Origin of the sequence: Wocania ichthyoenteri Th78, from assembly GCF_000789235.1 — a bacterium.
Classification (GTDB): Bacteria; Bacteroidota; Bacteroidia; order Flavobacteriales; family Flavobacteriaceae; genus Wocania_A; species Wocania_A ichthyoenteri.
Map to the genome: position 1 here is coordinate 771,348 of NZ_KN525716.1, position 22,539 is coordinate 793,886.

The window sequence follows — 22,539 nt, forward strand, 5'->3', positions numbered from 1 at the left end:
TTGTTTTGTTTCATTTTTTTTGATCTCAATTAATTATTAGAAATAATTCAAAAGTGCTACTATACCATTATATGAAATCACTAAAGAAAAGAACAAGGCTGCATACAATCCAATATAAACACCTAAACTAGTTTTATAGTCTTTCATTACTTTATTACTCCTTAACATCAATATTATTCCGAGTATAACAATTGGCAATACAAATACATTAAATACTTGAGATAGAATTTGAATCTCTATTGGGTTTGCTCCAAATGCAGGTCCAATTAAAGCAACTAAACAAGCAACAGCGGTTATAATTCTGAATTGCTTAGAATTAGTATCTAGTTCTCCCGACTGATAATCCGCAATCAATAATGGTGCTATTAACAGGCAAGGAAAAATGGATGACAACCCAGCACTTAATGCTCCAAAAAAGAAAATAGTTACTGCCCATTTACCAGCAACTGGTTCTAAGGTATTCGCCATATCCAGCACATGAGTAACCTCTTTGCCTTGGTAAAATAAAGCACCAGCAGCTACTGCCATTATAGTACCACTAATTACAAATATTAAAACAGCAGCTGTAATTGCATCTCTTTTTTGTTGGTTTAAATTTTTAATTGTCCATCCTTTTCCTTTTACAAATAGTGGACGAGATAAAAACGTTGCTGCAGCCATAGTGGTACCAACAAACGCAGCTACTAACATTTTACCTCCGTGTACATCTGGAATTGTAGGGATTAAGCCTTTAACTACATCTACTGAAAGTGGCTGAACAAAAAACAATGAAAGCAGGAATGACATACCCATTAGGGTAACAAAGATGACAAGTATCTTTTCAAAAAACGTATACTTACCTACCAACATTAACAAGTAGAAAATGACTATTACTACAATAGCAATTATTAAAACGGTCTCGTATTCATATCCATTTAAGCTTTCAAAATTTAACACCAATATTTCGAAAATAATATTTGATGAAATTCCTAGAATTCCCATTAAAGAGTTCCATTGTCCAAAGGTTACACCTATAATAATTAAGATGGCTAAAACTTTACCATACTTCAAATGTTTCTTAAAACCATACAAGGCTGTTTCTCCTGTTAATAAAGCATAGTTTCCATATGCAAACATCAATACTCCTGAAAACAAACAACTTAATAATAATACCCACAATAATTGCATATTAAATTTGCTGCCAGCAACAATCATAGAGGTTACACTACCTGTACCAATGGTATACCCAATAGCAAATATTCCAGGGCCAAAACCTAATATTATGGCTATAATTTTTTTAAGAAATGATTTATTAGTTGTTGATGCTTCCATAATACTAATTGTTAGTTTTAATTCCAGTTAGTGTGGTGACTATTTAATGAATCATCATCTAGTCTTTGATATGTGTGAGCTCCAAAATAATCACGCTGTGCTTGTATGATATTTGCTGAAGCATATGGTGTTGTAATCCCATTTAAAAACTGAATCGCTTCAGCCAAAGTTGGAGTTGCAATATCATTGAGCACACATTGCGATACTACTTTTTTAACTGCTGGTTTATAGTGATTAAGTAAATCTATAAATTGTGAATTGGTCAATATATTGGTTGTGCCCTTGAAGACTTCAACTAAGTTTTCCATCAATGAAGATCTAATAATACAGCCGTTTGTCCAGATTCGTGCTATTTCACTTAAATTTATATTCCAATTAAATTTATTAGAAGCTTCAGAAATTAGCTTGAAACCTTGATAATGGTTTATTATTCTTGCAAATTGATAGGCTTCTAAAATTTCAGATGAAGACAGATTTAATTCTGATGCAACTTCACTTTTAAAATTACTGTTAAGCTGAATTCTTTCGTCTTTAAAAAACGAAGTATATCTAGCAAATAACGCCGACGCTATTAAGGTACTTGGTACACCGAGTTCCGCTGAAGCAATAGTTGTCCAGTTTCCTGTGCCTTTATTTCCTGCTTTGTCAAGTATCTTATTAACTAGCCAATCGTTACCTTCTTTTTTTCTTAAAATATCTATTGTTATTTCTAGTAAATAGCTGTTTGCTGTGCTTTTCCAAGTTTCTAAAACATCAGCTATTTGGTCTAAATTTTGACCTGAAGTTTCTAAAATAGAACACACCTCAGCTAGCAATTGCATTTCTACATACTCCACACCATTATGCCCCATTTTTACAAAATGCCCGCTTCCTTCTGGCCCAACATAAGTACAACATGGTAAGTTGTTTTGGTCTTTTGCAGCAATTGTTTCTAGAAAAGGCTTCACGTTATTGTACGCCTCTAAATCTCCACTTGGCATTATTGATGGCCCATGTAATGCACCTTCTTCGCCTCCCGAAACTCCTGTTCCAACAAAATGAATGCCTTTGGATTTTAAATATTCAAAACGTTCTTTAGTTTTTAAATAATTAGAATTTCCACCATCAATTAAAATATCGTTTTTAGATAAATGCGGAAGTAAATCTTCAATCAGATAATCTATTGTTTTACCCGCATTAACCATGAGCATAATTTTTCTTGGTTGTTGTAATGACTTTACAAATGCAGCTATATCTTCAAAAGCAGAAGCTTCTGATAATTCAGAATATTTAGACTTAAAATCTTTAGCTATATTTTCTTCTATACCATCAACGTGTCTATTAAACATTGAAATATTAAACCCATTATTGGCAAAGTTTCTACATAAGCTTTTGCCCATGACTCCTAAACCAAATAATCCAAATTCTGATGTATTCACTAACTCGTTTTTTATAGTTTTTATAATATTCTCTGGTGCTAAACTAATATCAATTTGCAATGCTTTTTTAGGGTTTTCCAAAATATTAAATTGAGATTGTAGTAACTCTGAAGGCATAAAATGATCAGGTCTTTTATTAATTCTATTGTAAATCTGATTAAACGATCCAGACAAGTAAACCCATTTCGTTTTGCTTTCAATATCAAAACTTAAAATATCGCGATATGTTTGTTTTAATGCAGAACATACAATTATACAACTGTTTTTAGTCAATTGCTTTTTAGCTAAATCGTTTAAAGCTTCTAACCAATCTTGTCTGTCCTCATCATTTAACGGCTGACCATTAGCCATTTTTTTGATATTATTTTTAGAATGAAAATCGTCACCATCAAAAAAAGGAATATTTAATTCTTGGGCTAGCAATTTTCCAATAGTGCTTTTTCCACTTCCAGAAACACCCATTATGAAAATTACTTTTTTCAATGCTTTTTTGTTTTATTGATTGGGTATTGTATTTTCTCCCACGGTTGCTTCTTTAAACCAAACTTCTGCATAACTTCCGTTTGCATATTGCTTTGCGATATCGCCACCATAAATTTCTGATTTAGTAGATTTCCCATTAGCTTGATTATAAGCCCCTTGTTTAAAATATTGTATTTCGCCAGCATAGGCCATTTCACGTTCAACTCCACCACCTTTATCTCTATTTGCGTACACTTTTAAAACTTGCTCAGGAATATCTTCTCTAGATGCAAATTCTGATTTTATCAAACTTTTTGTAAACTGAACTGTTTTATGATTTTTATTAGTAAAAGTTAAATACATAATACCATTGTAAACATTTACTTCATAACTAAACTCTTCACCTAAGGCAATACCATCCTCTGGTTCTTTTGGGTATTCCGTTGGACTTGAACCAACATCAGAAAAATTATAACCCCAAACTGCAGTTGAATAATCAAATCTTCCAATATTATCACCTTTGGTATTGATTTCGTAATTCCAAAACACAGAGCCTTTTGTATGACCTGGGAACTTTTTATAGAAGATTTTTAACGGTTCATTTTCATGCCCTTCATCACTGTGAATTTGACCAACGACTACTGAATGTGAAGAGGAAACCCTTGCATCACCAGTTGTTGATACATGCTGAACTTTTAAAGTACCCGTTAATTTTCCGCCTTCTTCTGGAATCCAATGTTTTTTTTCTCCTAATTCTGTTCTGGTGTTACTTGATGTTCTTGAAGTAATACCAGAATTTGGTGTTTTATAAACTACCCAATCTGTATTGCCATCATTTTCAACATAAAAAAAGTCATCCTTTTGGAAATTAACTAAACTATCACAATATGTGCCATCACCTAAAAGGATTTTCCATTTATCCATAAATGGAATAACATCGCTTGGGTATTTAACCTGTTCTTTTATTTCGTTTTTTTTAAATGCCTTTGATTCTATTTTTGAATTGTTTTTACATGAAAAAACTATAAAAACTGGGACTATAATGATTAGTGATTTTTTCATTTTAAGGGTTTATATTACTATTTATAAGGTTCCTGCCAGCGCAGGAATAAATTAATACATCAATGTCATTACTAAGTTTTCTTCCGTCTTAATTTGTCCTGAATTGATGATTGTATTATCAGATTCTACATTATTTTTTGCTCCCCAAAGAATAGAAACAAACTTCACTTTATTGTTTTTAAATGTGTTATTGTTAATATTTACATTTACAATTCCATTATGATTTAGTAATCTTTTATTTTTCTCTTTTGCACCACAATTAATAAACGTACTATTTGTTACTAATAGGTTTCCACCAATAGTAGATTCGTCATAGCCGCCTCTGTAATAATCAATAACATTTGCTTTTACATTATTGAAGTTACAGTTGTTTATAGTTAAATATTCTGTATTATAATCTCCTTTATCATTTATTTCTTCAGATAGTTCTATACCATTCTCACAGTTAGAAATTGAAGTGTTTTCAAAAGTAATACTTTCTGCAAACGATTCTTTATAGCCTTTTAATACATAGTTAAAATCGCTTATTTCAGAACCAGAAACTGTTAAACCAAAGTGATTAGACATGTTTTCTTTTAAACTTGCAAATGCATAGTTTGAATTGTTCCCTTTTAAGATTATATTATTTACTATTATTTTTCCTTTAGGCTGTAATGAAAATAGAGGTGTGTTAGCTTCTCCAGAATAAACAAGTTGTGCTTTTGTTTCTCCTTTAGATTGAATAATAAGTGTTTTATTAATTACCAAAGATGTATCTAAACTGTAAACACCTTTAGCTAAAGCAATAACATCTCCATTATGTGCTTCATTTATTTTGGTTTGTATTTCCGAAACATTGGTAACATTATGTATTACAGGGTCTTTAACTTTTGCTTCGTTAGAAAACCAAGTAGTGCCATATTTGGACTTATCCAAAATATTTGGATTGGAAACATCAACTCCTACAACTGCACCAATACTTTTACTATTCTTCCTAGATGTACCGAATAAATCGTTTTCAATAGTGTTAAAACCGAAACCATTATAAGCTTCAACTTCGCTAGGAATTCCGATTGGAAGCATAATATTATCTGATACTTCCTTCAATTCTAAAGATGCTTCAACAATACCTCCATCAAAACCCTTAAACTTAACCCCCTTGTTATCTACTATATTGTTTTTAAAAGTGACTCCATCTGCTTTATCATTTTCAATAACTATATTTTCATTTCCTTTTTCATTGTACACAATATTATTAGCGACTGTAGTTCTAATGGCTCTTGCTGAACGAATTTCAGATTTTGGTAATACATCTGCTTGCGCAATATTTGTTCCTACACCAAATTGCCAAGGCGAACTACAATTTACATACGTATTATAGGCAACAACAACGTCAGTAACTTGATTGTAACGATTTAATGGTGATTTTGGAATTCCATTCATTACTGCCAATGGACTTCTGAAACTTTTCCCTTTTAAATTAAAGAAGTAGTTGTTGGTTACCCAATGCCCCGTATTAATAATACGAATTCCTCCATAATTTTCGTTTACACCATCACCTATAAAATAATTCCCGTCAATAGTCACATAATTTCCATGTCGAGTAACTAAAGAACCTTCACTTTTATAAAACACATTGTTTCTAAACTCATTAAAGTTTGTTTTACTAGAAATTATCTCAACCTCACCATTACACTCTTCGAACAAATTATTAGCAACCAAAGTATGGCTTGGTGACATTGATGTATAACTATCCCCCAATTGAATGGTTTCACCACTAGGACCTCCTTTTACAGGTCTTGGTCCAAAATGATTATTTACAATTTGATGATAATTATTAATACTTTCAATACCTGCTATATTAATTCTTACAGTTGGTCCTCTATTTGTTTTCCCAGCTATATAACAATTGCTTAACTCATTGTGTCTTCCCCAGAAATTTACCCATAAATCACTTTTATCTCGTTTTGGTTTATTGAAATCTTCGATAACACAATTAGTTAATTTACAGTTATTAGCTATTTCATCTAATGTATCTTTATGGCTTATTTTAAAATCAACTACAGCATTGGTTGGCGAATAACCATTTTTGAAATATAATCCTTCAGCAACCAAATATTCACCTCCGAATTTTAAATACGATTTACCCTCAATGCTAACTTTACCGGCTGTTTCAGCTTTTAGGGTTATTGGGTTATCTTTGGTTCCCTTACCTCTAAATTTAATTTCAACATCTTTCCAAATACCATTTGCTAATACAATTAGATCTCCTTCTTTACTGTTTTTAATTGCGTCGTTCAGTTCTTCAATATTAGCTACTTTAATTTCGCTTGTTTGTGTTTGTTGATTACAAGCCATTAATAAAACAACTAAGCTTAAGGCGAATATGGTTTTCTTCATGTGTTTATTTATTATGTATACAAAATTACTTGTAGTCATTTATGTTTTTCTATAAATTTATATATAACTCTTTAAATAGTTAATCTTTTATAAAACACTTTTAAAACTTCATTCGATTATTCAGGTATTTAAAAAAGCCTTTTAATAATTAAAAGGCTCTTAAATCAATCAAACTAATTCTAATCACTCAATTACTATTTTTTTAACTAGACTACTATTATCAGTATTTACTTTTAAAAGATAAATACCAATACTTAAATCTGATACATCCAATCTATTATTAACTAAATTATTTTCAGAAATTACTTTTTTACCAATAAGGCTATACATTTCTACAGAAGAAACTTTTACAATTTTTGATTCTATAGTTATAATATCTTTTACTGGATTTGGATAAATTTTAAAGTTTGAAGCTAAAACATCTTCAGTTGATAAAGTAGTATTTTGAGACGGATTAGCAGAACCTATATGATTTAATTCTGAACCAGCAAAGCTATTAGGGGTGCTTCGATTAGTTGTAGAGCTTAATACCCAATTTGGCACATTTCCTGACGGAATATCTCCACCAACCCAGTCTGATGTTGACTCATCATTTGTTACAACAGACCCTGTTGAATTTCCTATTCTAGCTGCATAATCGTATTGGGTTGTTGTTTGTATAACTGTTGCTCCAGCTGGAAACTTTAAAGTTCCTGTTGTTACTATAGCGTCTTCGGCAAATATAACATTGGCATAAGCAAACTCATCATGTGGTAAAGTACCGTCATCATCAGCAAATGAAATACCATCTAAAACTGTCCAACCAGCATAAACCGCCCCATCAGGTGTTCCGTCATCATCACTATCTATATCATCACTACTTGAAGGAGCCGTTGCAGACTGAATTAACAAATAAGTATGTGTTTGATCTTCTAAATTACCATCATTTAAATCTAAAACAACTGTTGCATCTGGGTCAACGGTATAAGGGTGGCCTGTTGCTAAAAGCACTAAATACCCATTTGATCCTAATGTCAATCCTGATAAATCCATGATATCAAATTCAATATCACCTGGACTATTACCGTCATCACCATCTCCATCAATTCCAACTAAATATGTTCCTGCTCCAATTGTCGCATTTGCAGCACCCCGAATTTCAATATATTCGTTTGGAGCATCAGTCCCTGGAGGGCTTATAAAGATTTCATTTATATAAAGTTGAGCGCTAACTAATTGGCTAGCAAACAATAAAGTAAAAAGTAATTTTGTTTTCATAATTTATTTTATAAAAATTAATATTAATTTTTATAACAAATGGCAGGAAAAAGTAGATTTATATTGGAAAACCAAATTGGTTTACCAGATTGGTTTTCCAAATATATATATTTATTAATCAAATTATTTTAACATAAAGCTTTAAAACAGATTATTAAATTTCTCAGTTGACCCTATATACTCATAATAATCTGATAATCAATTAATGGGAAACAATAAGCATTTTAGAACTATTTACACGACTATCGCTAGAAAAATTAATAATATATGTTCCGTTTGAAATTAATGATGTGTCTATTTCCGTAGAAGTAGAATTAATTGCTTTCTCAATAATTTTTCTACCATCCAGACTATAAATTTGCATAGTCTTGATTACATTATTTAAACTTTTAACATGTAATATATTTTTTGCTGGCATTGGATAAAGCACAATTTTGTTTTCTTGATTCACTTCATCTACAGATAAGCTTGAAGATCCATAAAATTCAATTTCACCAACTGCACTCCAAACACTTGTTCTAGTATCCCCAGTACTATTAAATCTTCCGTACCCCATTAATTTAACATAACGTGCATTTACGTCTGCAGTAATTTCATATTGATTAAAATCAGTTGTGCTAGTAGCCGTTAATAACAAATCCCCAGAAGTTGGTAACACCATTGTAAAATCTAAGGGGTCCGTTCCGGTTGTTGAAACCAAAACCTGGAAACCAAAAGCATCTGATTTATTTGTGGTGCTAAACTGTACTAAATCAAGACTATGTGTACTACCTAAATCATAAATAATATATTCTCCATCACCTTTAACACCGTCTACCACGGTACCATCATCTGCAGCCCAAACTGTACCATTATCTTTATCTAAAGTATTTGATGCATAATTAGTTTTACCACCTCCAACTTCTTCTTTTGAAAACGAATGAATTGTTACTGGATCTCCAGCTAAACCAGTATTAATAAGGTCATAAATATCTGTTAAATCTGCACCTTCTTGCGTAACAGTTAAAGTTCTTACAATATCATCGCCTCCTGGATCTTGAGTAAAAGTTACCATACCTACTCTACTACTTGTATTCACATTTTCTGTAACTGTAACCGAAACTGTTGCATTATCAGTACCCGAATTAGTATCAATAGATATCCATGCATCGTTAGATACTGCAGTCCAACTTACATTTGCATTAACTGAAACATCATAGCTAGCAGCAACTGAAGTAAGCGTTGACAGACTACTAACTGTTAAAGATTCTGGTATTACAATATTACAATCACCATCATTTATATTAGCGCCTAAATTATCTAAAAAACAAGCTCCAATTCCGTAACCAACCATAGCATCAGTTGTTGGTGCATAAACACCCATATCGGCACCTTTACCTACAGATCCTGTTCCTGAAAAAGTAATAATCTCATCCGAAGCAGTAGCCATAATTCCTGTCTCTTCAGCAAACCCTGCGTTTGTTTCACCCAAAGTAGTTCCTGTATAAACGTTTCCAGTATAAGTTAATGCTGTACCCATATCTGCATACGAAGTAGGCGTATCACCCGAAATAACGTCTGATAAATTTGGATCAGCAGCAGCAAAATAAATTAAGTTATTCGAAACTGTTCCTGTTGGATCGGTAGACCCTTTATCCGTATTATAAAACAAAGGCGCATTCGTATTTACAATCGAGTTATTAGAAATAGTAATATTTTCAGATTTTTGATAGCCGTTTGAAGTACCTGTAGCAGTACAAGTAACAGCAGCATTATCACCTCCTCCTATAAATGTTATACCATTATTCCATTTAGCTTGACTGTTTACGGTAATACAATCTTGAATATAATTATTAGTAATTGTATGGTTACTATCCGTAATTCTAATCCCTCCGGTACCATCAACGTCTTCTCCTAAAAAGTAATTTCCATCTACTGTAGCGCCAGAACCATGACGTAGAACTAAAGAGCCTCTACATCTTCTAAAAGTGTTATTCGTAAATATATTGTTTTTGCTTTTATTAGTGATGATTTCATTCTCTCCATCAGACTCAACGAAATAATTATTACTAACCGTAACATTGCTATTTACATTTTGATATTCACTAGTACCAATACGAATCGTTTCACTATCTCCAGAATTACTTAGCGTGTTATCAATTTTCTCATATCTATAGAAATAATTGTTGCTAATTGTATGACCAACTGTTGCACATCGATTGTCTTCAGCATTGTATTGATATTCTGCTAAAATCAAAGCACCTGCACTTACTTTATTCATGAAAGAACAATTAATTACAGTATTGTAAGTTCCGTAAAGCACAATCCACCTGTGTTTTGTGATAGAGCCATTCGCTATATCATCAGCCACGTCATCTGGATCTATTGCTAAGCCACCAATAGCACAATTTTGAATGGTACTATAATTAGCATAATCAGTGCCATTTCTGAATTGAATAAAATTGCTAGCTCCATAACCACCATCCCAATGAAAACCATCAACAACAACGTAATCACCACCAATATTCATTTGTAAACCACCGTTAAAAACAACGCCCCCCGGTGTTTCTGCTCTAAATACAATTGGATGGCCTGCTGTTCCATTACCAATAAAGTCTATGCGCTCATCAGTACTGTAAGTACCATTTGCCAATATAATTTCATCTCCTGGGCCATAAGTCTGATCCTCTAATGCTTCAGGATCTGAAATATTATAAGTGGTTTGAGAAAACACATTATAATTACTGAAAAGAATTAATGTAAAAATGCAACTTCTAAATAAAATCCCGCTTATTAAAGAACATAAGGTTTGAGCAATTTTCATTTTAGTTTAATTAAGTTAATTTTTGAAACAATTTCGCAGGTTAATTATAAATGAGTATTTTTGGAAAACCAAATTGGTTAACCAGATTGGTTTTCCAAATATAAATATATTTTGGTGCTTTACAAATAATTTTAATTAAAAACACTTAACGTCGTGAATAAGCTATCTAAGAAATTAAGAGAAAATCTAAAAAAGATAAGCACTGCAACTATAGCTACATGCTTATATAAAAAAGGGCTAAGAAATCAATTTATTCAAGATGTATTCCCTCTTAGTGCTTTAAAAGAAAATATGGTAGGAGAAGCTTTTACGTTAAGATATATTCCTGCACGAGAAGATTTAAACCCTATCACTGTATTTAAAGATCCTAAACATCCACAAAGAGTTGCTATTGAAACTTGCCCTGAAGGAGCTGTTTTAGTTATGGACAGCAGAAAAGATGCAAGAGCAGCATCAGCCGGTTCTATTTTAGTTACGCGCTTAATGAAACGAGGTGCAACAGGAATAGTAACCGATGGTGGTTTTAGAGACTCTGAAGAAATTGCTAATCTTAACTTTCACTCTTATCATCAAAGACCATCGGCTCCAACAAATCTTACGCTACATCAAGCTATAGACATTAATTCTCCTATAGGATGTGGAGATGTAGCAGTATTTCCTGGTGATATCATTGTAGGAGATAAAGATGGTGTCATAGTTATTCCTTTTAATATAGCTGAAGAAGTAGCTATTGAATGTGAAGCAATGACACGCTTTGAAGATTTTGTGTTAGAGCAAGTAAATAAAGGGCAATCTATATTAGGACTGTATCCACCAACAGACAAGCAAACTTTAGTTGACTTTGAGAAGTGGAAGTAAAAGATTCAGGTTCTTACAGCTATTTCCCCATTAATATTTTTATTTTAATTGATTAAAAACGTGAATATGCATTAGAAAAATATTTATAAGTACCTCAACATTAACTATCTTTGGGTTTTGAATGCAATTGCATTCATTTAAGTTCATTTAATTTTTAAAATACAATAAGGTGCGTTAATCGGTGCCTATATGTGTTAAACACACATTAACTTTTTGAATATCAACTGTTTAAAATAGTAATTCGAGCCCCAGCCCGGTCACAAAAGCCTGAAAACTTAATGCTTTCAGGCTTTTTTATTTTAATCTCTTTCAGTTGGTATCAATTAATAGCATCAAATATGATTACTAGTATAATTTAAATACAGAATTTAATTAGAAAATTAACAAAGTAGGAAGAGCCCAGCTAAGTATAAAATCGTATAAACCCGTTGTGCATTTTAAATAATGCTGATTTTTATATTGTTTATTTTTCTATCAAAGACAAATTTGTTAATGTATTGAATTACAGTTAGCGAAGTTATTTTAGATATTATTCTGGTCTTAAAGCCTTCAAAAGACTTAGCGTAGTTGCGTCTTATCATGAATTGGTCACACAGTTGAGAAAATAAAGTTTCTATCCTCTTTCTCGATTTTCTAAAAATGTACGGTTGTTTTTTGTAATTGTTTTGATTATTTCTCATCGGTGTATTTAGCTTTATGTTACAAGTATCAAACAAGTTAAGTTGAATTTCTGCGGATAAATAACCTCTATCACCAATTAAAGTGCAATTGCTAATTTGTGCTTTAATATCTTTAAGATAATTCACATCATGAACAGATGCCGGACTCAAATCTATACTCTGAAAAATACCGCTAACAGAACAAATAGCATGTAATTTATACCCATAATAATTAGCACTTTGAGAAGCACAATAACCTTTGTCTGGAAAGACATAAGTAGCTTCTTTACATATTCTTGAACGAGAACTTCTTGATAGCTTACAAACCTCTAAAGGCATACTATCTACAATGAAATAGTCTTCAAATTCATTAAAATGAGTAGCCAATTTTAAACGTATTGCATCAATATGATTTGCTAACTTTCTTCTTCTACGATTATAAACACTGCGGTTAATTTTTGATGAAATGACATCAGGAAGTTGTCTAAATAGGTTACTCTCACTATCTATACCCATATATTCTGATGTAAGGCTTAGGCTTACCAACTCCAAATCACTCAGTTTGGGTTGTCGTCTTTGATAAGCTAAAAGCTGCTCTTTTGATATTTTTCTTAATACTTCCAATATTCTTTCGTAATTTGCATTTAAGTTGTTCATAATTAATGTTTTATCGCTAAAACAAGTTACTGATTATCAGTAAGATGGACAACTTTTTTCTTTTAAATCATAATGCACAACGGGTTATAATAATAATTTAGCCGCATAGTCTCTTAACTAATTGTCCGTTATTTTGTTGCAAGTTCACTTTCAGGCTTTTTCATTTTACTTACTTTTCAAATAGGTGCGTGTTTTTTTAAATCGAAAAAGGATTGAGATGCTCTTTTCTCAATTATATGATTAACTTAACACAAGACGTAACTATCCTATTCAAAACTAGAATAACACCTAATATAATTGCCTTAATAACAGCATAATATAATTTAATAAATTTATCTTCAACAGAGACATTAGTAATATTAAAATCAACATTATTTAAAATGTACAATGGGTTAACACTATAATTTATTGACTTTAAAAAGATAAATTTAACTACTGTACTCTAAGCTATTCATTTTATTGTAGTTACAACATAAATATCAATAAAATAGTCCATTAAATGACGTTTTTTGTCTATTGTAATAATACAACTAACATCATAATTTAGTAAGACAATTTTATTACACTGAATTTCTCAGTAAAGTAGTGTTTCTCAGTAAAAATTCTAAAGGCTGTAAACATTACTTTGAGTATTTAAAATTAATATTATTAACAAATTAAACATCTCAAAATTATGAAAAAAATTACGTTTACGCTTTTTGGACTATTAATTGTGTTTGGCTTGTCGTCCAGTACATCAAAAATAGAGAATACTTCTATTGAAGCTGAATATCTTCGCCCTCCTCTTCTAACAATTGAAGCTGAGACAGGAACACTTTCAGGGACTGCGGATGTATTTACTGGTTGTGGTCCTGCCTCAGGAGATATTGTGAGATTAGGGGGTGCGCAAGGAGTTCCAGATGGCTTAGGAACTCTAACATTTAACAATGTTAATGTTGCTACAGCTGGTACCTATACTTTAAACATCAATCACATGTATAAAAATGTAGATACTAAACATAGGCTTACAATAAACGGTACACCAGAAATAATAACATTAGCAGCAACTGCAGGATGGTGTTATAACGGAGCTCCACCAGAAGACCAAAAAATGTTGATTACTTTAGTAGCTGGAGACAATACTATTGCTATAGAAGCAGATCCAACTGACCCTGATTTAGGAACGGCAGGTGCTTTTATTGACCTAATATCTCTTGAAGAGGGGGATACTCTTGGAGTTGATACTTTCGAAAAGAATAATGATGTATTGATTTATCCAACTTTAGTTGATAATACTATGAAAATTAAATCAGCTTTAAATCTAACAGGTTTATATATTTCTGATATGTCGGGTAGAACAGTTAAAACATTTAGTGCTAAAGGTCAAAAGGAATATAATTTAGAAACACTTAGCTCTGGTATTTATTTTGCAAACATCGTTGTAGATTCTAAACGTTCGGTTCATAAATTTATTAAAAAATAAATTTATCTCTTTTAATATCTATCTATAATAAAAACCTGGAGAATAATTATTCCATTATTTTTCAGGTTTTTTATTAACTCAATTTATTGCGCAGTAAATAACACTCCTTTATCTTTTATTTACTAAATGTTAATTATTTAGTTTTAGTGATAATATTTTACAAATAATAAGCATGTGAGTGAGTATTATTTCAATTTAAAAGACCTTCATATCTTTTCAAAATATTTTATATTTTTTTATATCGACCTCTCACGTTAAATTATTTTAAAGAATATACAATGACTAAAAAATTATACTTCTTATTTTTTTTAATACTATCAAGTTTCTACATTAACGCACAACAAACTGTTGGTTTATTTACTTATACAGCAGAAGCAAGAGAAGGCTACACCCTATTTGCACCTATGTCAAGTAATAATACTTTTTTAATTGATAATTGTGGCGAAAAAGTTCATAGTTGGCCATCTGTATATAACCCTGGTGTTTCTACTTATTTGCTAGAAAACGGTATTTTACTTCGTGCTGGTAACGTAACAAACCCCACTTTTACTTCTGCCGGTGGAGAAGGTGGAATTATTGAAATGATAGATTGGAATGGAAATGTCATTTGGGATTATACACTTTCTAGTGCAACCCAATGTATGCATCACGATATAACATATTTGCCAAATGGAAATATACTAGCCATTGTTTGGGATTTATATACATCGCAACAAGTATTAGATGCAGGGGGAACGTATGGAGGCAACTCATTATGGTCAGAAAAAATTATAGAAATACAACCAGATTTAGTAAATGGTGGTGGAACTATTATTTGGGAATGGAATGTTTGGGATCATTTAATTCAAGACGAAAACCCAACAAAACCAAATTATGGCGTAGTTGGCAATAACCCTAGACGTATTGATTTAAACTATCCGCATGGAGCTGTATCTGGGGATTGGTTGCATATTAACGGGATAGATTACAATGAAGATTTAGACCAAATAATGCTTAGTATTTATACTTTTAATGAGATATGGGTAATCGATCATTCCACAACTACCTTAGAAGCTGCAGGAAGTACAGGTGGAAATTCTGGTTTGGGTGGCGATTTACTTTTTCGTTGGGGAAATCCAGAAGCATATAATCAAGGAACTGTTGCAAATAAAAAATTATTTAGACAACACCATCCGCATTGGATAGAAAACGGTTTAATTGATGAAGGTAAAATAATGGTATTCAATAATAAAGTAGGTACTGTACCCAATCAAGAATATTCTACAGTTAATATTATTGAGCCTATATTCAACGCCTCTGGCGGTTATGAAATTCAAAACGATACATTTTTGCCAACCGAATTTTATTGGACGTTCAAGGAAGAGAATCCGTCAGATTTTTATTCAGGGTTTGTTTCGGGAGCACAAAGACTAGAAAATGGCAATACACTAATTTGTGAAGGTGCTTTTGGAAGATTTTTTGAAATTAATCCAATGGAGGAAATTGTTTGGGAATATATTAACCCTGTTGGGCCTACAATCACAAACCAAGGTGATGCACCAACACAAAATGTTGTTTTTAGAGCAACAAAACATCCTTCAGGTTTTGCAGCATTTATTGGTAAAGACTTAACACCACAAGGCTATATAGAAACCGGTTCAACATTTAGTTGTGATATACTGCTTTCAAATAATGAAGTTCCATACAACAATGATTTTATTGTATTTCCAAATCCAGCATCAAGTTACTTTAACATTAAATCAACCGTAAAAGTAGAAAAATTGTCCGTTTACGACATAAGTGGTAAACGAGTAAAAGAATTTATAATAAATGGTACAGAAGCAAAAATAAATTGCTCAAATCTTTATAAAGGGCTTTACATTCTAAAAACTCATTTGATAAATGGCATAGTAAAGAACACCAAACTTATTATTGATTAATATTAAAAAAACCTTTTTATATAGCGTTGTAGATAAATATTATCAGTAACAAACTAATTTCATTTTTATTGTTTGGTTGACTATTTCAAAATTAGTTAACAATAACTTTAAAAGTTTGTTTTTCTTTTTCATTACTAAGTGTTAATAATAAAATACCTTGTTGTGATATTTTGTAACTAAAATCTTTTTGTTCAAATATAGAAATCACTTTTGAAAAAATTGTTTTACCATCAATAGTAGTAACGGAAAAATTAATGGGTTCAGAAGTATTAAAAGCAGATAAATCAATTTTTAATTTTTCGTTTTTTTTTATTGGATTTGGGTAGTATTGAATAGTCTTGTTATCATTAAATGATTTATTTGATAGTGGAGCTAAGTCAAACCACTTTCTAATTTCCTGAACAACTACAGCATGCCCTTTTTCGTTTACATGATATTGATGAGCAAAATAGCTTGAAAGATCGACTCCAGCATTTGCTAAATCCTGAAATGCCTTAAAACTATCCACTAACCCTACATGGTGCAATGCTGCCAAATCTCTAATCTGAGCAGCTAGAACTGCCAATGGGCTTTGCTCATCTAACAAATTCTCGCTCGTAATGGGCGTAGGAGTCATCAACATGACTTTACAACCGGAGGCAAGTGCATCCTGTATCATTTTAGTCCAAGCAGCTTCAGAACGAGCTAAACTTAATCTACGGTCGTTTATGGCGTAATCAATAAATACAACATCTGGACGCATAGTTAATACTTCAGAACCAAATCTTAACTCACCTTGTTCAGAATCCTCACCTCCTATTGAGGTTGTAATGGTGTTAATAACAGCTTTATTAAACGTTCCTTTCAAATTTGCTAAAGTAAGGTAAGGATAAGCTTGTAACGTATGTACATTGGGTGTTGCAAAATAACCTGTGGGTACACTGTGTCCGTGAAATACTAAATTCATAGTTTTGTTGTTTGGCCATCCTTTTTGGAACTCAGAAATGATAGGACTCAAGTACGTGGTACGATCGGCAACTTGTGACTGTACATTACTATAAAATGCAAATACGATGACTAAGATTATAATTTTCTTTGTTTTCATGAATACTGGTCATTAATTGTTTTAGTGATAATTATAATTTAAAAGAGGCATGTGTTATTTAAATTTTAATTATAATTTTAAAATCATAATTCTTTAATGACTTTAAAACCTAACATATAAGTGCAATTTACAATTAACCATTTGCTACAACCATAGACAAAAACAAGATAATGATGGACAATTTAACTATTGAAGAAAGGTTTTTATTAAAGAATGGTTGTAGTATCCGGCCAATTAAGAAGTGGATTGTTTATAAGGAAATAATTAATGATTTATTTGTATTCTAATATATACCATCATTTCAAAAAATACCCCAAGAGTACAAAAGGATAAATACTTATTTTTTTACAACTTGTTTCTTAAATATTGGTTCTCATATAACATTTTATATTTTGAAGGTGGCATTCCTATTAGTTTACTAAATGCTCTTGAGAAATAATATTGATCTTTAAAGCCTACTTTTAGTGATATTTCTTTAATTGTCAAATCAGTAAAGTATAAATATTGGCAGGATTTTTGGATTTTGATGTTGTTAAAATATTTTATCGGTGAAAACCCTGTTTTTTTTTTAAAGAGTTCCGTATATCTGGATACTGACAAATTTTGTTGTAATGCTAAATCTTCGACTTTAAAGATTTCTTTAATATGCTTATTTAAAAAAGTTATGGATTGGCTAATAGGATCTGTATTTAGAAAAGAGGGACTTGGTTCTATATGGTAAATTATAGAACTTAGTAAATGATAAAAATTAATATTTGTTATTTCAATGTTTTTACTCTCAAAATTGTTCTCTAAAGTATCAATCATTTCAATCATTTTTTTTAATCTACTTTCATTAAGAGGTATTTTACCCACATGCATTTTTACTTCATCTAAATACCTTGAATACAAAATATCTGATTTTTCTCCAAAAAAATGAGCCCAATAAATAGTCCAAGGTTGTTTTTCAGAACTTTTATAATGATGTGAAATACCTGGAGGTATTATTATATATGTGTTTGGAATTAACTCAAAGTTTTTATTATTAATAACTACTTCGCCAGAACCTTCTGTACAATAGAGCCATATATATTCCTTACAACCAAACTTCCGCTTCCTATCATGATGAATAGCATGTGGGTAATATCCTATAGCTGTCAAATAAAAATCTGAAATCAATGAATTAGCTACTATCTCTTTTCTAATATTAGGAGGAATAGTAATCATTTTTTGGCCTATAAAGCCTTCCTTGATTTTTTGTGTTTCTAATGAAGAATCCATATTAATGTTTATTTAAAAAAATATCGACATTAAATCACCCTATTGCCAAGTCATTACAATGCAAAAATGTTTTTATGTAAAACTCTTTTAATTTAAAACTCATGACTTTATAAAACGATGCTTAATGTTTATAAACATTAAGCATCGTTATGATATTTCTAATATTAGTGTGTAATCATTTTTAAAATAAACTTACCTTGAACTGTATGTTTATAACAAAATTTCATCTATTTCGAAGGACATATTAGAATCACTCAAACTGTTCTCCAAATTAAGTAGTACAAATCAAAAAAGTACCAACTTGGTATTAATCTTCTTCTAATAAATTATATCCTTTTACTATCTTTTTGTACTGTTTATAATTTTCGGTTTTTATTTCTAAAATATATATCCCATTTGAAAGATTGGAGGTATTAATACTTACTTTATTATTGGTATCTATCTTTTTCGAAATAACCGTTCTTCCATTAATATCAATAAGTTTTATGTGAGCATTTTTACTTTGATTATCAATAAACCCTCCAATATTTAAAGTATCCATAAAAGGTATCGGGTATACTTTTAAATCAATAAGATCATTATTTTCACTTTCTATTGATAAAGAAGTTTTAGATGGAGATTTGGCAGTACTTTGATTTCCTACTATAACATTAATTTCTGCAGCAGAGGTATGATTAGTTCCACTTACATTAGATAGGGTTTTAAAACGAAGATAACTTCCTGTTTTTGGTGTAAAATTAACGGTCTTCAAGTTCGCATTGTTAGCAAAAGTTCCTGATGCTACTGCAGTCCCCCAATTTGAAGGATTATCACTTACATATATTTCGTACTGAGATACTCTTCCATTTACATTGCCATCTTGCCTTGGCAAGTAAGTAAAACCTTCTACCTCAAAGGTACCATCAAGATACAATTGTATTTCATGAGGTTGCGGATCTGAACCTCCAGCCCATTTGGTATGCCAGATTGTATTATTAGCCCCATCAATGGCATTAATAGCTTTACCATCTGATCCTACTGTTTCTTCACTATCTACATAATATACAGATAGTATTGGTGATGCAGGTCCTTTTATCACATCAATTTCTGCTGCTGTTGTGAAATTTTTTCCATCAACCTCAGAAAGTGAGCGAAATCTAACATAACTTCCATTTTTTGGTGTAAAATTAACTGTTTTCAAACTAGCATCATTAGCAAAAATACCAGAAGCCACAGCTGCTCCCCAATTTAAAGGATCGTTACTTACATATACTTCATACTGGGATACTCTTCCATTTGTATTACCATCTTGACGCGGTAGATATGTAAATGCGGAAACTGAAAAAGTACCTCCAAGATTCAATTGTATTTCATGAGGTTGAGGATCTGCCCCTCCAGCCCATTTAGTGTGCCAGATTGTAGTATTAACTCCATCAATGGCATTAATAGCTTTACCATCTGACCCTACTGTTTCTTCACTATCTACATAATGAACTGAAGTTTCTACAATGCGCTTAACAAAGTTCGTTAATGTCTGTGTGCTAGTTCCCCTTGAGTCTGTTACTGTTAAGGTTACATCAAAACTATCCCCTGATGCGTTAGAATAATCAACTACAGGTCTTTCACTTGTTGAAGTGGAAGGAGTTCCTCCTGGAAAACTCCAAAGGTATGTGGCGGCTATATCTGCTACTGAATAGTCTGCAAATTTAACTGTAGGATTGTTTACGCTAAAGGTATTTCGGTCTGCTGTGATATTCGCTTTTGGAGCTGTTAATTCAATTAAATCATTCTCCCATAATCCTCTTGAGGTACCTAAACGTAATTTCCCTTTTGCATAATTAATAAACATAAAAGCCGCTTTACAGGCTGGCATGCCACTTCCAAATAATGCCCAATTTGACATTCCATTTTTCCTATAATATACCCCTAAGCCAGTTCCAATATATAATATGTCGTCACTACCTCTTTGGTAAATTATAGAATATATATGCTGATTAGGAAGTCCTGTTGAAAAATCGCTCCATGTTACCCCTCCATCAGTAGATTTAATTACTTTAGTGGTATTTGTTGCTCCTCTTAAAGTAACCCACAGGTGATTAGGATTTTGATCGCTCACTGCAAGACGCCATAAAGCATTAGTACCTATTAAAGACGCCGGAGGATTAACCTCAGTCCATGTAGCACCTTCATCTGTAGATTTAATCACTCTATTAGGATCTACTACAGCATATACATAATTGGCATCTGCAAAACTAGATTTTACAGCAACGGCATTTCTACGCTCTGCTTCAAAGCTTTTAATAACTTCCCAACTGGATGCATTATTGGTTGATTTAGCCAACTTATAGGTCTTGTTTCTATCTCCATAATCGCTACCATAAATTGTATAATATTGATGAGGGTGAAACTCAAGATTATCTAATGTTATATAACCCAGTTCAATCCCTAAGTTTTGCATTTGATGACCCGTTTTTCCTGTTAAAGATCTTTTAACGCGCTCGTGCCCCCAAGGGTGGTTATACATATATTGATCATCAATGGGATTAACATTTGCCGCCATAGCATCAGCTCCATTTACAGCAATCCAACCTCCGTACACATTATCATCTCTATAACATATTTTATTATGGTTTAACCCAACAGCCATGACATCATTTTTAAAAGACTGACTGTAGCCCCAAAGCTCTTGGACACCTAGTCCATCACTTTTATCCTTAACAACAGTCATCCCTTTATCTGCAGAATAATAAACGCCTCCATCATTTGAATTCCATATATGATCTCCAACAATAGAAAGACCATGATGATCTCCATGCACTCCTTTATGTGCATTATTGGATTGATAATTATCATATTGATTACCAGTTACCACATTACCAGACCTGTCATAACTCCATGTAGCTCCGCCATCTGTACTTATCTTTAGTTTATTTGCTGCGCATGCTAAAAAGTTTTCATCTGTTTCTGAAACTGTAAAAGCAAAATTCCATGTTATTTGAGCTAAATGCGCACCTTCATATAAAAAGTCTGAAGATCCTACGGCATTTTCCAAAGGACTACTGGAACTTCCGCAGCATTTTTTTGTAAAAGAGGACCCGCTATCTGACGATTTAAAAAAAGATATCTTATCATTGGTTCCACCTCCGTTAAAAGCAATAGCTATGTATACTACATTATTGTTAGCTGGTGTGGTTGCAATTCTTGCACGGTGAGAAACAATATTATAATCAGACGGAAAACCATTGTTAATGGTAGAAAAAGTACTACCACTATTGGTTGATCTTTTAAAATTAATCCAACTAGTAGATGTAGATTCTTCTAGAATATAAACGGTTTCAGGAGTTCCAGGTTTTATACGCATGTCCCAAATCTTTTTTGATGTTTGATATTTTTGAACCCAAGAATTACCTCCGTCAGTAGATTTATATAAAGTATATGTACCTTGATAGTCAGTTGTTGCATAAACTACGTTGCTATTGGTAGTTGATACATCTAGCCAATTTAAACTTCCATATTTATTTGGTTTAACCATTCTTAAATTAGTGTATGACCAATTTATACCACCATTTGTCGATTTAACAACTCCTATATCGGTATTGGCGTATACAATTTGTGAATTCTGCTGACTATAAATGATTTCATTTACCCATTCTACTTCTGGAACATTACCAGAAACAAATGTATAGTCATTTCCGCTATTATTTGTATGCCATATACCTGCTTTAGCTGCCCCTATCAAAACAGAACTCGTATTACTAGGATTTATACGTATAGACCTTACTACACCACTTCCTCCATTATCTTGGGTACTATTCCAATTTAAAAATAACTGGGACCATTGATTCCCATTTTGTGCTTCAACAAAAAAGACTGTTAACAGGAAAAATAAATATATTACTTTTTTCATTTATTTGATTATTTAAAGATAAGTTCAGTTTTAAATATGAATAATTAAGGGTATTCAATTAT

The 22,539-nt window shown here is 31.8% G+C and carries 13 protein-coding genes; 3 read left to right on the forward strand and 10 right to left on the reverse strand.

The window, feature by feature from the left end:
* Window positions 1-36 precede the first annotated feature (36 nt).
* From RG22_RS03365 to RG22_RS03390, 6 genes are all read right to left on the reverse strand, one after another.
* Window positions 37-1,311 carry an Nramp family divalent metal transporter gene (locus tag RG22_RS03365; RefSeq protein ID WP_052143612.1) on the reverse strand — a complete coding sequence of 425 codons (1,275 nt, stop codon included), beginning with the start codon at window positions 1,309-1,311 and terminating at the stop codon, window positions 37-39.
* 17 nt (window positions 1,312-1,328) lie between these two features.
* Complete coding sequence (gene gndA / locus RG22_RS03370; RefSeq protein ID WP_244462112.1) at window positions 1,329-3,212, reverse strand: NADP-dependent phosphogluconate dehydrogenase; 1,884 nt, start codon at window positions 3,210-3,212, stop codon at window positions 1,329-1,331.
* Between the two features lie 12 nt (window positions 3,213-3,224).
* Window positions 3,225-4,253: a polysaccharide lyase family 7 protein gene (locus tag RG22_RS03375; RefSeq protein ID WP_034040871.1), complete on the reverse strand. Its 1,029-nt coding sequence runs from the start codon at window positions 4,251-4,253 to the stop codon at window positions 3,225-3,227.
* Between the two features lie 51 nt (window positions 4,254-4,304).
* The gene (locus tag RG22_RS03380) at window positions 4,305-6,632 is read right to left on the reverse strand and encodes a chondroitinase-B domain-containing protein (RefSeq protein ID WP_034040873.1); all 2,328 of its coding nucleotides are present in this window, start codon (window positions 6,630-6,632) and stop codon (window positions 4,305-4,307) included.
* A 183-nt stretch (window positions 6,633-6,815) separates the two neighbouring features.
* A complete protein-coding gene (locus RG22_RS03385) occupies window positions 6,816-7,889 on the reverse strand; it encodes a T9SS type A sorting domain-containing protein (protein WP_034040876.1) in 1,074 nt (357 codons plus the stop codon).
* A gap of 202 nt (window positions 7,890-8,091) precedes the next feature.
* Window positions 8,092-10,692, reverse strand: coding sequence for a chondroitinase-B domain-containing protein (locus tag RG22_RS03390; RefSeq protein WP_034040878.1), 2,601 nt, complete (start codon window positions 10,690-10,692; stop codon window positions 8,092-8,094).
* A gap of 153 nt (window positions 10,693-10,845) precedes the next feature.
* On the opposite strand from RG22_RS03390, the gene RG22_RS03395 reads away from it, so the two are divergent.
* Window positions 10,846-11,550 (forward strand): ribonuclease activity regulator RraA, encoded by a 705-nt coding sequence (locus tag RG22_RS03395; RefSeq protein ID WP_034040881.1) that lies wholly within the window; start codon window positions 10,846-10,848, stop codon window positions 11,548-11,550.
* Window positions 11,551-11,987: 437 nt separating this feature from the next.
* Here the strand turns inward: RG22_RS03395 and RG22_RS03400 are convergent, their stop codons facing one another.
* On the reverse strand, window positions 11,988-12,866 hold the full coding sequence (locus RG22_RS03400) for an IS982 family transposase (RefSeq protein ID WP_034040883.1): 879 nt from the start codon (window positions 12,864-12,866) through the stop codon (window positions 11,988-11,990).
* Between the two features lie 673 nt (window positions 12,867-13,539).
* Here RG22_RS03400 and RG22_RS03405 point away from each other — a divergent pair.
* Window positions 13,540-14,328, forward strand: a complete 789-nt coding sequence (locus RG22_RS03405; RefSeq protein WP_034040885.1) for a T9SS type A sorting domain-containing protein — start codon at window positions 13,540-13,542, stop codon at window positions 14,326-14,328.
* A gap of 278 nt (window positions 14,329-14,606) precedes the next feature.
* Entirely contained in the window at window positions 14,607-16,247 is a 1,641-nt protein-coding gene (locus RG22_RS03410; protein ID WP_034040887.1) for an aryl-sulfate sulfotransferase, read from the forward strand.
* 91 nt (window positions 16,248-16,338) lie between these two features.
* Here the strand turns inward: RG22_RS03410 and RG22_RS03415 are convergent, their stop codons facing one another.
* The 3 genes from RG22_RS03415 to RG22_RS03425 all read right to left on the reverse strand — a co-directional run bounded on the left by RG22_RS03415 (window position 16,339) and on the right by RG22_RS03425 (window position 22,477).
* Window positions 16,339-17,331, reverse strand: coding sequence for an SGNH/GDSL hydrolase family protein (locus RG22_RS03415; RefSeq protein ID WP_081997659.1), 993 nt, complete (start codon window positions 17,329-17,331; stop codon window positions 16,339-16,341).
* A gap of 345 nt (window positions 17,332-17,676) precedes the next feature.
* Window positions 17,677-18,591: an AraC family transcriptional regulator gene (locus RG22_RS03420; RefSeq protein WP_034040890.1), complete on the reverse strand. Its 915-nt coding sequence runs from the start codon at window positions 18,589-18,591 to the stop codon at window positions 17,677-17,679.
* Window positions 18,592-18,898: 307 nt separating this feature from the next.
* A complete protein-coding gene (locus RG22_RS03425; protein WP_034040893.1) occupies window positions 18,899-22,477 on the reverse strand; it encodes a discoidin domain-containing protein in 3,579 nt (1,192 codons plus the stop codon).
* Window positions 22,478-22,539: the final 62 nt, after the last annotated feature.